At 72.3% G+C, this 13,117-nt stretch carries 11 protein-coding genes and 1 tRNA gene; 7 read left to right on the top strand and 5 right to left on the bottom strand.

The window, feature by feature from the left end:
• Nucleotides 1-36: 36 nt before the first annotated feature.
• Together IFT51_RS01440 and IFT51_RS01435 are read right to left on the bottom strand one after the other, a co-directional pair.
• Nucleotides 37-1,023 carry an alpha/beta hydrolase fold domain-containing protein gene (locus IFT51_RS01440; protein ID WP_192058373.1) on the bottom strand — a complete coding sequence of 329 codons (987 nt, stop codon included), beginning with the start codon at nucleotides 1,021-1,023 and terminating at the stop codon, nucleotides 37-39.
• Nucleotides 1,016-2,368, bottom strand: coding sequence for an MFS transporter (locus tag IFT51_RS01435; protein ID WP_371740643.1), 1,353 nt, complete (start codon nucleotides 2,366-2,368; stop codon nucleotides 1,016-1,018). Before IFT51_RS01435 ends, IFT51_RS01440 begins: the two co-directional genes overlap by 8 nt.
• A gap of 237 nt (nucleotides 2,369-2,605) precedes the next feature.
• Between IFT51_RS01435 and IFT51_RS01430 the strand changes: the two genes are divergently transcribed.
• Nucleotides 2,606-2,681, top strand: a tRNA-Glu gene (locus IFT51_RS01430).
• A gap of 99 nt (nucleotides 2,682-2,780) precedes the next feature.
• Here the strand turns inward: IFT51_RS01430 and IFT51_RS01425 are convergent.
• Complete coding sequence (locus IFT51_RS01425; protein ID WP_192058371.1) at nucleotides 2,781-4,295, bottom strand: PQQ-binding-like beta-propeller repeat protein; 1,515 nt, start codon at nucleotides 4,293-4,295, stop codon at nucleotides 2,781-2,783.
• Nucleotides 4,292-5,779 (bottom strand): PQQ-binding-like beta-propeller repeat protein, encoded by a 1,488-nt coding sequence (locus IFT51_RS15460; RefSeq protein WP_192058369.1) that lies wholly within the window; start codon nucleotides 5,777-5,779, stop codon nucleotides 4,292-4,294. Before IFT51_RS15460 ends, IFT51_RS01425 begins: the two co-directional genes overlap by 4 nt.
• Before the next feature lie 210 nt (nucleotides 5,780-5,989).
• Here IFT51_RS15460 and leuC point away from each other — a divergent pair, with 210 nt between their 5' ends.
• The 6 genes from leuC to IFT51_RS01390 all read left to right on the top strand — a co-directional run bounded on the left by leuC (nucleotide 5,990) and on the right by IFT51_RS01390 (nucleotide 12,513).
• A complete protein-coding gene (leuC, locus tag IFT51_RS01415) occupies nucleotides 5,990-7,459 on the top strand; it encodes a 3-isopropylmalate dehydratase large subunit (protein ID WP_192058367.1) in 1,470 nt (489 codons plus the stop codon).
• On the top strand, nucleotides 7,459-8,055 hold the full coding sequence (gene leuD / locus IFT51_RS01410) for a 3-isopropylmalate dehydratase small subunit (RefSeq protein WP_192058365.1): 597 nt from the start codon (nucleotides 7,459-7,461) through the stop codon (nucleotides 8,053-8,055). The genes leuC and leuD overlap by 1 nt, the downstream gene beginning before the upstream one ends.
• Nucleotides 8,056-9,423 carry a UDP-N-acetylglucosamine 1-carboxyvinyltransferase gene (gene murA, locus IFT51_RS01405; RefSeq protein WP_192058363.1) on the top strand — a complete coding sequence of 456 codons (1,368 nt, stop codon included), beginning with the start codon at nucleotides 8,056-8,058 and terminating at the stop codon, nucleotides 9,421-9,423.
• Nucleotides 9,424-9,430: 7 nt separating this feature from the next.
• On the top strand, nucleotides 9,431-10,216 hold the full coding sequence (locus IFT51_RS01400; protein ID WP_371740642.1) for a lysophospholipid acyltransferase family protein: 786 nt from the start codon (nucleotides 9,431-9,433) through the stop codon (nucleotides 10,214-10,216).
• 73 nt (nucleotides 10,217-10,289) lie between these two features.
• Nucleotides 10,290-11,303, top strand: coding sequence for an NAD(P)H-dependent glycerol-3-phosphate dehydrogenase (locus IFT51_RS01395; RefSeq protein WP_192059231.1), 1,014 nt, complete (start codon nucleotides 10,290-10,292; stop codon nucleotides 11,301-11,303).
• 76 nt (nucleotides 11,304-11,379) lie between these two features.
• Nucleotides 11,380-12,513 carry a D-alanine--D-alanine ligase family protein gene (locus IFT51_RS01390; protein ID WP_192058362.1) on the top strand — a complete coding sequence of 378 codons (1,134 nt, stop codon included), beginning with the start codon at nucleotides 11,380-11,382 and terminating at the stop codon, nucleotides 12,511-12,513.
• Nucleotides 12,514-12,586: 73 nt separating this feature from the next.
• Here IFT51_RS01390 and IFT51_RS01385 read toward each other — a convergent pair whose 3' ends face one another.
• Nucleotides 12,587-13,114, bottom strand: coding sequence for a DUF3515 family protein (locus tag IFT51_RS01385; protein ID WP_243215511.1), 528 nt, complete (start codon nucleotides 13,112-13,114; stop codon nucleotides 12,587-12,589).
• Nucleotides 13,115-13,117: the final 3 nt, after the last annotated feature.

Raw genomic sequence — 13,117 nt, 5'->3', positions numbered from 1 at the left:
GCGACTCTACGCGCGGATCCAGGCGGCGCCGTCGAGTCATCCCGAGGGCGTGGGGTCGAGGAGGCGCCCGGTCCAGTCGCGCAGAGCGGTGACGGCCCGGCGCGACAGGATCGCCTCCGGCATCATGCTCGTGGACCCGTGGAACGCCCCCGGCCACACGTGCAGCTCCGCCTGCACTCCCGCCGCCCAGAGCGCGCCGGCGTACGCGACGGTCTCGTCGCGGAACACCTCGGTGCTGCCGCAGTCGACGTAGGCCGGCGGCAGGCCGGTCAGGTCGTTCGCGCGGCCGGGGGCGGCGTAGATCGACACGTCGTCACCTCCGCGACGGTCGCCGAGGTAGGCGTCCCAGCCGAACCGGGTCATCTCGCGGTCGGCGACACCCACCCCGTCGAACTGCCGGGCGGAGAGCGTCGCGTCACGGTCGTCGAGCATGGGGCTGACGAGCACCTGCCCGACGACGGCCGGCCCCCGCCGATCCCGGGCGAGCAGCGCCGTGCCCGCCGCCAGCCCGGCTCCGGCGCTCTGGCCGACCAGGACGATCCGCTCGGCGTCGACGCCGAGCTCATCGGCGTGCTCGGCGACCCAGACCAGGCCGGCGTAGCAGTCCTCTACCGGGTACGGGTCGGGATGCTCCGGGGCGAGACGGTAGTCGGGGCTGATCAGGACGACGTCGTGCACCAACAGCCAGTCGTCGTACGAGTCGAGATTGCCGAGGTGGTGGCCGAACATCATCCCGCCGCCGTGGATGGCGTAGGCGCAGGCCGCCGTCCCGGTGCGGCCGATGCGTTGGACGACCGCGAGGGCGATCGGCTCGCCGAGGTGCCCGGGAACGGTGAAGCTGCGCCTCTCGAGACCGCGGGCCCGCAGCCCTTCGTCGAGCTGCGCCTCCTTCATGTCCAGCTGTCGCATCTGCGGCAGCATCGCGGTCTCGAGGCGGAAGCGGCCGCGGGCTTCCATCGCCTCCAGGAAGGGCGCGAACTCGGGGTCGAACGGCGGGCGGGGCAGGGCTGTTTTGTCAGACACGAGAGGACTCCTGGGCGGTGGGGGTGAGAGCGGACGAGGGGGTGGGTGCAGTGGTGCCGAGGGCGGGGTCGGCGGCCCGGGCCCGGACCATCCCGATCGCGACGAGCACGGCGGCGACCGCGGCGAGACCGAGCCCGGCGACGGTGAGGGCGTTCTCGAAGGACGCGAGCCGCGAGGCCGTCCACGGGGCGGTCGTGATGCTGCCGGTGACGAACGCGGCGACGATCGTGCCCGCGGCGGCGACGGCGGCTCCTCCGGCGAGCTCGCTCGAGGTGTCGACGAGGGCCGCGCCGACCGAGGTGCGGTCGGCCGGGAGGCCCGTGAGCACGGAGACTCCGGCCACGACGCCGACGACGCGCATGCCGACGGCGACGAGCACGAGCGCGACGAGCACCCAGACGTACCCCTGACGACTCAGGGCGCCGAAGACCGCGAGGCCCGAGACGACAGCGGCGGCGCTGACCCCGGCGGCCCGGCTCAGGCCGACCCGCTGCACGAAGGGCCCGACGAGGCGGCCCCCGGCCAGGAGCACGACGACCTGCGGCAGCGTGCCGACGGCAGCGAGGGCCGGCGGCCAGCCCCAGGCGAACTGCAGCTGCAGCGTGACGAGGTACGACAGTCCGGCGACGGCGAGGCCCGACGCGGCCTTGAACGCCAGGCCGCTCGACACCAGGGGGCGGGCGAGCAGGTGCAGATCCACCACCGGGCCACGCCGCAACCCCGCCGCGTCGTCGCGAGCGACGCCGACGAGGATGCCGATGAACGCGAGCGCGGCGATCGGCACGTCGGCCAGCAGCAGCACCTGCCATGGGGCGACGGCGAGCACGAACCCGCCGACGGTCGGGCCGACGGCGAGGCCCACCAGCCCCGCGGTCGAGATCACCGTGAGAGCCCGGACGCGGAGGCCCTCGTCGTCGAACAGCCGGAACGCCAGCGCCATCGACCCGGGGGTGGTCATCGCCGCGGCGATGCCCGTCAGCACCCGGACGGCGATCAGCTGCTCGGTGGTCGTGACCGCCACGGTGGCGAGGCTCGCCACGGCCAGCAGCGCGAGGCCCGCGAGCATGATACGGCGGCGCCCCACCCGGTCGGCGACGGCGCCGAAGAGGAGCATGAGCCCGCCGAAGGCGACCGCGTAGGCGCCGGACACCCACTGCAGCCCCGTCGTCGACGAGCCCAGCTCACGGCCGATCGTCGGCAGGGCGACGTTCAGCACCGAGGTGTCGAGCATCTCGAAGAGGAACACCGCGGAGAGCCCGGCCAGGGCGATCCACGAGTCGGAGAGCCGGGGAGGCGCGTCGCCGGCAGGCAGCCGACCGCGGGTGGGAGAGGGACTGGGGGACACGGGGGCGCACTCCTTCTGGGAAGAAGTGGCGACTCGTTCGATGCCGCGTGCGGGTGCGCCGCAGAGCGCGACGCCTTTTACCTCAGTGCTGTGCACGATACACCGGCTGCTGCAGAAGGAGAACTCCCGCTGCTCTGGCGCAGTACGGCAGAGCCTGCGACTCGGCTCCGAACCGCGCAACCGGGCCGATTTGTGCGGCGCTCGACAGCTGTGGCATACTCGACGAGTTGCAAATACGGCCCCATCGTATAGCGGCCTAGTACGTCGCCCTCTCACGGCGGTAACACGGGTTCGAATCCCGTTGGGGTCACCACCACGAAACCCGCTCAGCTCAGGCTGAGCGGGTTTCGTCGTCTCCCGGCACTTGGCGCCGGTCGAGGTCGAGGCCCAGCCTCACCGGCCGCTCGACACGTCACGGCGTGGCGACGACGTTCCGGGTAGTCCCCTCGAGCAGACGGGCCACCCCGTCCACGTCGACCTCGACGAAGCGCCCGGCCCAGGTGCCGATCTGCAGCTGACCCGCGAACGACCACAGCGTCTCGCCGGTCGCGAGGTCGAACCCGACGAGGGTCGAGCGCCCGCCCGAGCTGCCGAAGGCGAGGGCGTACCCGACGGTGCGCGATGCGGCGACGAGCACGGCGCCGTCGGGGAGGGCGATGGTCGCGCGTGCGGCCCCGGTCTCGCCGTCGAGGGCGACGACCGACTGCGGGCCGGCGCCGGGCGCGGTGACGGTGGCGTACACCGTGTCGTCGGTCTGACCGGGCAGCCCGTCGGCGCTCGAGGCCCCGTCCGCCGGTCTTGACCACCGCACCTCCCCGGTGGTCCAGTCGACGCAGCTGAGCTGGTCGTCGCTCAGATCGGTGACGGTGAGGCACGTCCGCGACGTCGAGTACGAGCCCGACGCCTCCGGGGTGGAGGTCCACAGCGGCCGTCCGTCGAGGTCGACGGCGGCGAAGCCCCGGTCGACGCCGCGGACGGGCCCCACGATCGAGTCCGGGCGGGCGACGTAGCCGCCGAGCGCGGCGAGATCCCCCCGCCACGGGGTCTCGCGACCGTCGAGACCGACCTGCACCGTGCCTCCCGGGCGGGCGACCACGAGGCGGTCCGGCAGGGCGAGGGCCTGGCCCTCGAGACTCCCGGGGCCGGCCCAGAGCACGAGGTCGAGATCGCGGACGTCGCGCAGCTGGAATGCATACGTCGCGCCCTCCGCCGTCTGCCCGCCGGTCATCACCGTGCGGCCCGCCGTCTGGAACTGCTCCGAGTCGACCGTCGTCACCGGGGCCGTCTGCTGCCTCGGCTCACCGGTGGTCGCGTCGAGGGTGACGAGGACCGTCTGGCCGTCCGCCCGGGCCCGCACCACGACGATGCGGGCGTCGTCGACGACCGTGGCCGACGCGAGCTCCACCGGGCCCCGCAGCCCGAGCGCCAGGATGTCGTCGGCCACGTCGTGGACCCACAGCACGCGCCCGAGGTCGGTGTCGAACGACGCCAGTCGAGTGCCCACGCCCGCCGTGGCCCCGCCGCAGTCGCCGTCGTTGGCGAAGCCGTAGGTCCACGCGCCGGCCGCGCGCAGCAGCACCCGACGATCGTCGATCGGCTCGTCCCGGAACCGCAGGCACTCCGCCGGCGTCCCGGGCGCGAGCGCGGCACCGAGGTCGACCGACCAGCCGGTGGCCGTCGGCGCCTCCCGCAGGTCGTCGACCGCGACGCCGCGCCATGGCCGGTCCGCCCCGTACCGCGGCTGCCCGGGCACGAGCGCGACGATCACGACGACGGTGACGATCACGCCGACGAGGTAGGCAGTGGCGATGCGGCGGGCCGAGGAGGCGCGGTGCCAGCCCGAACGGACGCGACGGCCCCGTCGACGGGAGGTCCGTCGGGTGCCGGCCCGCGCCTCCTCGGCCTGTCGGTCGGATGGCCGGGTCACGAGGTCGCCCCGATCCGCTGACCGCCGCCGAGTCGTCGCGCCACGCCCACGCCGTCGACCTCGACGAGCGCTCCGCCCCAGAACGAGACGCTGCCCGCCGAACGGAGGGTCCAGAGCGGGCGTCCCGAGGCGGCGTCGTGGGCGGCCACGGCCCTGCTCTGCGGCGACGCGCCCTTCGCCAGGTAGACGACGGTGCGCGAAGCCGCAACGACCGTCTCGAGATCGCCCGCGGGGACGTCGAACACCGACCGCCCGGTGGGGCCGTCGAGGGCCGTGAGTCGGGGTCGACCGTCGCGGCGGGCGATGCCGTAGACGTCGTCGGAGACCTGCCCGGGCACTCCGCGCGCCGTCGCGGCCGCACCGTCGACGGACCAGCGCGTCGTGCCGTCTGCGGGCCGCAGGCACGTCGTCGTGTCGTCGTCGGACGTCACGAGCAGGCAGCCGGGCGTCGACGCGATCGAGCGGGCGTCGAGGGGGCGCGCCCATCGGGCGGCGCCGTCGGGGTCGAGGGCCGAGACGACGCGGCCGCCGGGACCGGAGCGCACGGCGAACAGGTCGTCGTCGCCCGGCCCCGGTGAGCCGACCGCGACCAGATCGGGGTCCGACCGGTACGGCGTCATCTCGCCGGTGCGCCCGTCGATCCTGACCGTGCGCCCCTCGATGCGCACGATGAGGGCGCCGGGCACCAGCAGGGGAGCGGCGCCCCGATCCGCGGATCCGCGCCAGACCGGCACGGTCAGCGCGGCGGCGTCGACGAGGGCGTACGCGTCGGGGTCGCCGACCGCGGCCGCCGCCGAGCGCAGCTGGAGGCGACCGAGCGTGGCCACGCTGATGCTCGGCAGGTCGCGGCGCTCGCGGGCCGTCTCGAGATGCCGTCCGTCGTCGAGGGCAAGCGCCGCCTGCACGAGCCCGCGCTCGGACTGCGTCTGCACGAGCACGCGGCCCGCCGCCGGCACCACCTGGGCCGACGGGATGCTCGTGGGGTCGGCGTCGGGGACGTCGTCGACGAGGTCGTGCACCCAGACCGCGGCTCCGGTGCGGACGTCGACGAGGGCGACGCGGCTCGTGTCGTGGGCGAACGCCGCGGTGCGGCACTCGGCGGCCTGCGCGAGGTCGTCGGCGCGGAGGTCCACGTCGGCCTCGAGGTCGAGGTCGATCGAGGTGGTGACGGCGACCAGACCGGACTCGGCGGCCGACGGCCAGAGATGCACGCAGTGCGCGGGCGCCTCGGGGGCCAGCAGCGCCGCGAGGTCGAGCGACCAGAGGGTCTCGCCGGGGGCCGAGCGGAGGTCGTCGACGACGAGTCCGCGCCACGGCGGCTCCGTGCCGTAGTCGGGGTCGGCCGCCCACCCCGCGACCAGCACGATCGCCGTCGCCACGAGCAGCGCCAGGTAGCCCCCGAGGAGGCGCGGCGCACGTCGACCGCGGACGGCGCGCAGTCGTCGCCACGGGTCTCGCGCGGGGCCGGGCAGGGGGTCGGGCACGGGCGGATCGACCTCCTCGTCGAGCGGCGCCGCCGGTGCGTCCGACGACTGCCGTCATGGTATTCGGAGCCGTCCGCGTCGGTGCTCGCCCGGTCGGCGGGAATGGGCGGACCGGCCCCGCGCGTTGCCCCCTCGACCGAGGACTCGCGCACGACCCTGGCGTAGACTTCGACGATCATCCGAGCAGCAGACATCGAGAGAGGCGGGCCCGTGGGTAGAACGCTGGCCGAGAAAGTATGGGACGACCATGTGGTCGTCAAGGGCGAAGACGGCGCCCCCGACCTTCTCTACATCGATCTCCACCTCGTCCACGAGGTCACGAGCCCGCAGGCCTTCGACGGCCTCCGTCAGGCCGGGCGGCCGCTGCGTCGCACCGATCTGACGATCGCGACCGAAGACCACAACACGCCCACGCTGGCGATCGACCGGCCGATCGCCGATCTGACCAGCCGCACGCAGATCGAGACCCTTCGTCGCAACACGGCCGAGTTCGGCGTGCGCCTGCACCCCCTCGGCGACGCCGAGCAGGGCATCGTCCACGTCGTCGGCCCGCAGCTGGGGCTCACGATGCCCGGCATCACCGTGGTCTGCGGCGACTCGCACACTTCGACCCACGGGGCCTTCGGGGCCATGGCGTTCGGCATCGGCACCAGCGAGGTCGAGCACGTGATGGCGACGCAGACCCTGCCTCTCAAGCCGTTCAAGACGATGGCGGTCACGGTCGAGGGCACCCTCCGGCCCGGTGTCACCGCGAAGGACATCATCCTGGCCGTCATCGCCCAGATCGGCACCGGCGGCGGGCAGGGCTACGTGCTCGAGTACCGCGGCAGCGCGATCCGCTCCCTCTCGATGGAGGGGCGCATGACGATCTGCAACATGTCGATCGAGGCCGGTGCCCGGGCCGGCATGGTCGCCCCAGACGAGACCACCTACGACTACCTCCGCGGTCGTCAGCACGCCCCCGAGGGCTCCGACTGGGACGACGCGGTCGCCTACTGGCAGACCCTGCCGACCGACGACGACGCCGTGTTCGACGCCGAGATCTTCCTCGACGCCGACGAGCTCGAGCCGTTCGTCACCTGGGGCACGAACCCGGGTCAGGGCGTCTCGCTCAGCGAGTCCGTGCCCGACCCCGAGGCGATCGTCGACCCGAACGAGCGCGCCGCCGCGTCGCGTGCCCTCGAGTACATGGCGCTCGAGGCCGGCACGGCCATGAAAGACATCGCGGTCGACGCCGTCTTCATGGGCTCGTGCACGAACAGCCGGATCGAAGACCTCCGCGCCTTCGCGTCGATCATCCGGGGTCGCACGAAGGCCGAGGGCGTCCGCGTGATGGTCGTGCCCGGCTCCGCACGGGTGCGCCTCGAGGCCGAGGCCGAGGGTCTCGACAAGGTGTTCACCGACTTCGGCGCCGAATGGCGCTTCGCCGGCTGCTCGATGTGCCTCGGCATGAACCCCGACCAGCTCGCACCGGGCGAACGCTGCGCGTCGACCTCGAACCGCAACTTCGAGGGCCGTCAGGGCAAGGGCGGTCGCACCCACCTCGTCTCGCCCCTCGTCGCGGCGGCGACCGCCGTCCGCGGCACGCTGTCGTCCCCCTGGGATCTCACCTCCGACACCCCGATCGGCGACGCCCTCGCCGAGCGCCTGACCGGCACCCCCTCAGGAGGCGCGCTCTGATGGAGAAGTTCACCACCGTCACCGGGGTGGCGGCGCCGCTGAAGCGGTCGAACGTCGACACCGACCAGATCATCCCGGCCGAGTTCCTCAAGCGGGTCACGAAGACGGGTTTCGAAGACGCCCTGTTCTTCTCCGCCCGCCAGGACCCGGACTTCGTCCTCAACCGACCCGAGTACCAGGGCGCCCGCGTCCTGATCGCCGGGCCGGACTTCGGCACGGGGTCGAGCCGCGAGCACGCCGTCTGGGCACTCCGCGACTTCGGCTTCGACGTCGTCTTGAGCGCCCGGTTCGGTGACATCTTCCGCGGCAACTCGGGCAAGCAGGGTCTCCTCGCCGCCATGGTCGCCGAAGACGACATCGAGCGCCTGTGGGCCGCCGTCGAGGCCGCCCCCGGTGTCGAGATCACCGTCGACCTCGAGTCGCAACGCGCCACGATCGGCGACCTGTCGGTCCCGTTCGAAGTCGATGCTTACACTAAGTGGCGACTCCTCGAAGGCCTCGACGACATCGGCCTGACCCTCCGCGACGAAGCGGCCATCACAGAATTCGAAACCCGCCGCGCCGCATGGCGCCCGAAGACATTGCCGGTGAAGTAAGTGAACTCGCTCATCCAAGACGCAGCAGCAGCAGGGGCCCGTGTGGGGCTCAAGTCCGACGAGATCGTGATCCGCGGCGGCAAGCCGCTGATCGGTCGCATCGAGGTGCGCGGCGCCAAGAACCTCGCCACCAAGGCGATGGTCGCGTCGCTGCTGGGCGACACCCCGAGCATCCTGCGCGACGTGCCCGACATCAGCGACGTCAACGTCGTCCGCGGTCTGCTGTCGGTGCACGGCGTCCGCATCACCGACCCGGCCCGCGGCGAGATGATCCTCGACCCGTCGAACGTCGAGTCGGCCCACTTCGCCGAGATCGACGCGCACGCCGGCTCCAGCCGCATCCCGATCCTTTTCTGCGGCCCGCTGCTGCACCGCCTCGGCGAGGCGTTCATCCCCGACCTCGGCGGCTGCCGCATCGGCGACCGCCCCATCGACTTCCACCTCGACGCCCTCCGTGCGTTCGGAGCCGTCGTCGACAAGTCGTACAACGGCATCCACCTGACCGCCCCGAACGGTCTCGCGGGCGCCAACATCGAGCTGCCCTACCCGAGCGTCGGCGCCACCGAGCAGGTGCTGCTGACCGCCGTGCTCGCCACGGGTGTCACCGAGCTGCGCAACGCGGCCATCGAACCCGAGATCATGGATCTCATCGCGATCCTCCAGAAGATGGGCGCCATCGTCTCGGTCGAGCCGAACCGCGTCATCTTCATCGAGGGCGTCGAGAAGCTCCGCGGCTACACGCACCGGGCCATCAACGACCGCAACGAGGCCGCGAGCTGGGCCGCGGCCGCTCTCGCCACCAAGGGCGACATCTTCGTCGAGGGCGCCGACCAGAAAGACCTGATGACGTTCCTCAACGTCTTCCGCAAGGTCGGCGGCGACTTCGACGTGCACGAAGACGGCATCCGGTTCTTCCACCCGGGCGGCGAGCTCAAGCCCGTCGTCGTCGAGACCGACGTGCACCCCGGCTTCATGACCGACTGGCAGCAGCCGCTGATCGTGGCCCTCACGCAGGCGCAGGGCACTTCGATCGTCCACGAGACCGTCTACGAGAACCGCTTCCAGTTCACCGAGGCCCTCAACGACATGGGTGCCGACATCACGGTGCACAAAGAGGGTCTGCCCGGTCACGACCGTCGCGTGGCGCGTCGCGAGTTCGAGCAGGCGGCGGTCATCAACGGCCCGACCGCGCTGCACGGCGCCGACATCCGCGTCCCCGACCTGCGCGGCGGCTTCAGCCACCTCATCGCGGCCCTGACGGCCGAGGGCGAGTCGAAGATCAGCAACGTCGGCATCATCAGCCGCGGGTACGAGCACTTCATCGCGAAGCTCCGCAAGCTGGGCGCCGACTTCGACTTCAAGGGCTGATCGGAGCGTGGCACCCCCCGGTGACCCGGACGCCCCCGTCGTCCCGGTCGCGACGCGTGGGCGCCGCATGGACAAGGGCGCGATCTTCCGGGCCCTGGCCATCCCTGCGGCGCCGTTGTTCGATCTGATGGCGAAGATCGAGGTCGTCGACGGGCAGAAGCTGCCCGCCTCCGGCTCGTTCGTGCTGACGCCCAATCACATCACCAACATCGATCCCGTCGTGGTCGGGCGCGTGATGTACGGGCTCGGGCGTCTGCCGAGGTTCATGGCGAAGGCGTCGCTCTTCCGCGTGCCCGTCTTCGGCCGGCTGATGCACGCGATGGGGCACATCCCCGTCGAGCGCGCCGGTCGCACCCACGACAGCGATCCGCTGGCCGCGGCGCGTCGGCTCACCTCGGTGGGCGGCGGGGTCATCGTCTACCCCGAGGGCACGCTCACCCGCGATCCCGACCTCTGGCCCATGAAGGGCAAGAGCGGGGCCGTCCGGTTGGCCCTCGCCGCCGGTGTGCCTCTCGTGCCCGTCGCCCATTGGGGCAGTCAGGAGCTCATGGGGCGTTACTCGTCGAAGCTCCGTCCGTTCCCCCGGAAGCGGATCCGCGTGATCGTCGGCGATCCCATCGATCTCTCGGCCTACCGCGACCGGCCCCTCGACCAGGCCTCCATGACCGAGGCGACCGCCCTCGTCATGGCGGCGATCACCGGACTCCTCGAGCGCCTCCGAGACGAGCAGGCACCCGTCGAGCGCTGGAACCCCGCCAAGAACGACCAGAAGGAGACCGGCCGCTTTGAGTAGTCCTGCGTCGCGCGAAGGCGCGATCGAATCACTCGGCGAGGGCGCCGTCACCACCGAGGCGATCTCGATCGTCATGCGGGACTCCGTGCCGCGTCGAGTCGCGGTGCTCGGCTCGGGCAGCTGGGGCACGACGTTCGCCAAGGTCCTCGCCGAGGGCGGCGCCGACGTCACGCTCTGGGCCCGTCGCCCCGAGGTCGCCCGCGAGATCACCGAGAGCAAGCGCAACACCGACTACCTGCCGGGCATCAACCTCCCGCGCACCCTGGTGGCCTCGTCGAGCGTCGAGACCGCGCTGGCGGGTGCCGAGCAGGTCTACCTGTCGGTGCCCAGTCAGACCCTCCGCGACAACCTCTCGGCGATCCGCTCGCTCGTGCCGCGCGGCGTGCCCGTGGTCAGCCTGATGAAGGGCGTCGAGAAGGCCACCGGCCTCCGCATGAGCGAGGTCATCGAGAGCGAGCTCGACATCGACAGGTCGCTCATCGCCGTGGCCTCGGGCCCGAACCTCGCGCTCGAGATCGCGAAGCGGCAGCCGACCGCTGCGGTCGTGTCGTCGCACAGCCTCGAGACGGCGACGCTCGTCGCCGCGACCGCCACCAACCCGTACTTCCGCTCGTTCGTCAACACCGACGTCATCGGCACCGAGTTCGGGGGCGTGCTGAAGAACCTCATCGCGGTCGCCATCGGCATCGTCGACGGCGTCGGCTACGGCGAGAACACCAAGGCGTCGATCATCACGCGCGGTCTGGCCGAGATGACGGCGTTCGCGGTGTCGTTCGGGGCCAAGGCCGAGACGCTCGCCGGTCTCGCCGGGCTCGGCGACCTCATCGCGACGTGCGAGTCGCCCCTGTCGCGCAACAACACCGCGGGGCGCCTCCTCGGTCAGGGGTACGCCTTCGGCGACGTCGTGCGGCAGATGAACCAGACCGCCGAGGGTCTCGCGTCGGTCGCGCCGATCCTCGAGCTGGCCCGCGGTCGCGGCGTCGACATGCCCATCGTGCAGCAGGTCGCCGAAGTGCTCGCCGGTACGCTTGACCCGCGGAACATCGCTCCGCACCTCACCGAGACCAGCGAGCCCCAGGGCGAGTGACCGGGGGTCGACGGCGCGCGCCGGTGCGACGCCGCCCCGAGTCGCCTGCCCGCCGACCACCCCGAGAGTGACCCCGATGAGCATCGATCAGGCCAGCCCCGCTCCCACCCCCCTCGCGGGCGCCAAGCAGACGGTCGTCGTGCTGTTCGGCGGCCGGTCGAGCGAGCACGCGATCAGCTGCGCCACCGCCGGGGGAGTCCTCTCGGCCATCGACCGCAGTCGCTACGACGTCATCCCGGTCGGCATCACCCGCGACGGCGCCTTCACCCTGCAGGCGGACGACGCGTCGAGCTTCTCGCTGACCGGCGAGACGCTGCCCGCCGTCGTCGACAACGGCACGAGGGTGCACTGGCCCGAGTCCGCCGCGACTCGCGAGCTCTCGGTCGTCGAGCCGGACGGCTCGGTCCGCCTGCTCGGGGCCGTCGACGTCGTCTTCCCCATCCTGCACGGTCGCTTCGGAGAAGACGGCACCGTCCAGGGGCTCCTCGAACTCGTCGGCCTCCCGTACGTCGGGGCGGGTCTGCTGGCGTCGTCCGTCGGGATGGACAAGCACTTCACGAAGACCGTGCTGCAAGAGGCCGGCATCGCGGTGGCCCCGTGGCGGACCGTCCGCCGTCGCACCTGGCTGAGCGACCCCGACCAGGTGATCGCCGACGTCGCGCCCCTGGGGTTCCCCGTCTTCGTCAAGCCGGCCCGCGCGGGGTCGAGCGTCGGCGTCTCGCGGGTCGACTCCGAGGCGGAGTTCGCAGCCGCGATGGAGATCGGGCTCGCCGAAGACGGCAAGGTGCTCGTCGAGGCCGCCGTCTCGGGGCGTGAGATCGAATGCGCCGTGCTCGGCGGGCGCGACGGCGGGTCGCCCCGCACCTCCGTCGGCGGTGAGATCGTGCTCGGCAGCGACACCTTCTACGACTTCGAGTCGAAGTACCTGGGTGCGCCCGGCGCCGATCTCGTCTGCCCGGCCGACCTCACGGACGACCAGCTGGCCGAGATGCAGCGACTCGCCGCGCTCGCGTTCGAGTCCGTCGACGGCACCGGGCTGTCGCGGGTCGACTTCTTCCTCACCGACAACGGCTGGGTGATCAACGAGATCAACACCATGCCCGGCTTCACGCCGATCTCGATGTTCCCGGCCTGCTGGCTGGCCAGCGGACTCAGCTACCCCGAGCTCATCACCGAGCTGATCGAGCTCGGGCTGCAGACCGAGCGCTGACCGGCCAGGGCCTCCTGCGGAAGTCGACCCGCGCCTCCTCGGGGGAGGGGCGGCCGAGGAGGCGCGGGTCGGCTCAGGAGGACGGGGTCGCCTCGGTGCCGGGCAGGTCGTCGACGCCGACGCAGCCGCGACCGTCGTTCGGCAGGTAGCCGACCGCGTCGGCCAGGTCGAAGAGCGCGGTGCTGCCCGCCTCGGCGGAGACGATCACCTGGACGGCGGGCGTGCGACCGTAGGTCGTGAAGACGAAGGTGTCGGGGTCGTCGGCATCTTGATCGGCGAGCCAGTCGACGCCGCTGACGGGGTAGCACGGCAGATCGGAGACGGCGGGGGCCTCGACGCCGCAGCGCAGGAGGACCTGCGTCGGCGTGCCCCAGGCGCCGGTGGCCTGCGCGTCGGTCTCGCGGCGCTCGAAGGGGGAGTTGTCGGGGCCGACCGTCTCGGGGAGGTGCACGGTCACCTGCGCGCAGGCCGCGTCGTTCGCATCGGCCGCCGCCGTCATCGGCACGGCCGCCGTGCAGCCGGCGAGCGCCGGGGCGATCACGGCGCCGGCGGCGAGCAGACGGAGGAGGCGGCGACGAGGTCGCCTGGTCGGGCTGGGCACGGC

Source organism: Frigoribacterium sp. CFBP 13712, from assembly GCF_014842255.1.
In the GTDB taxonomy this organism is placed as follows: domain Bacteria; phylum Actinomycetota; class Actinomycetes; order Actinomycetales; family Microbacteriaceae; genus Frigoribacterium.
This window is presented reverse-complemented; position numbering and strand designations above follow the sequence as displayed.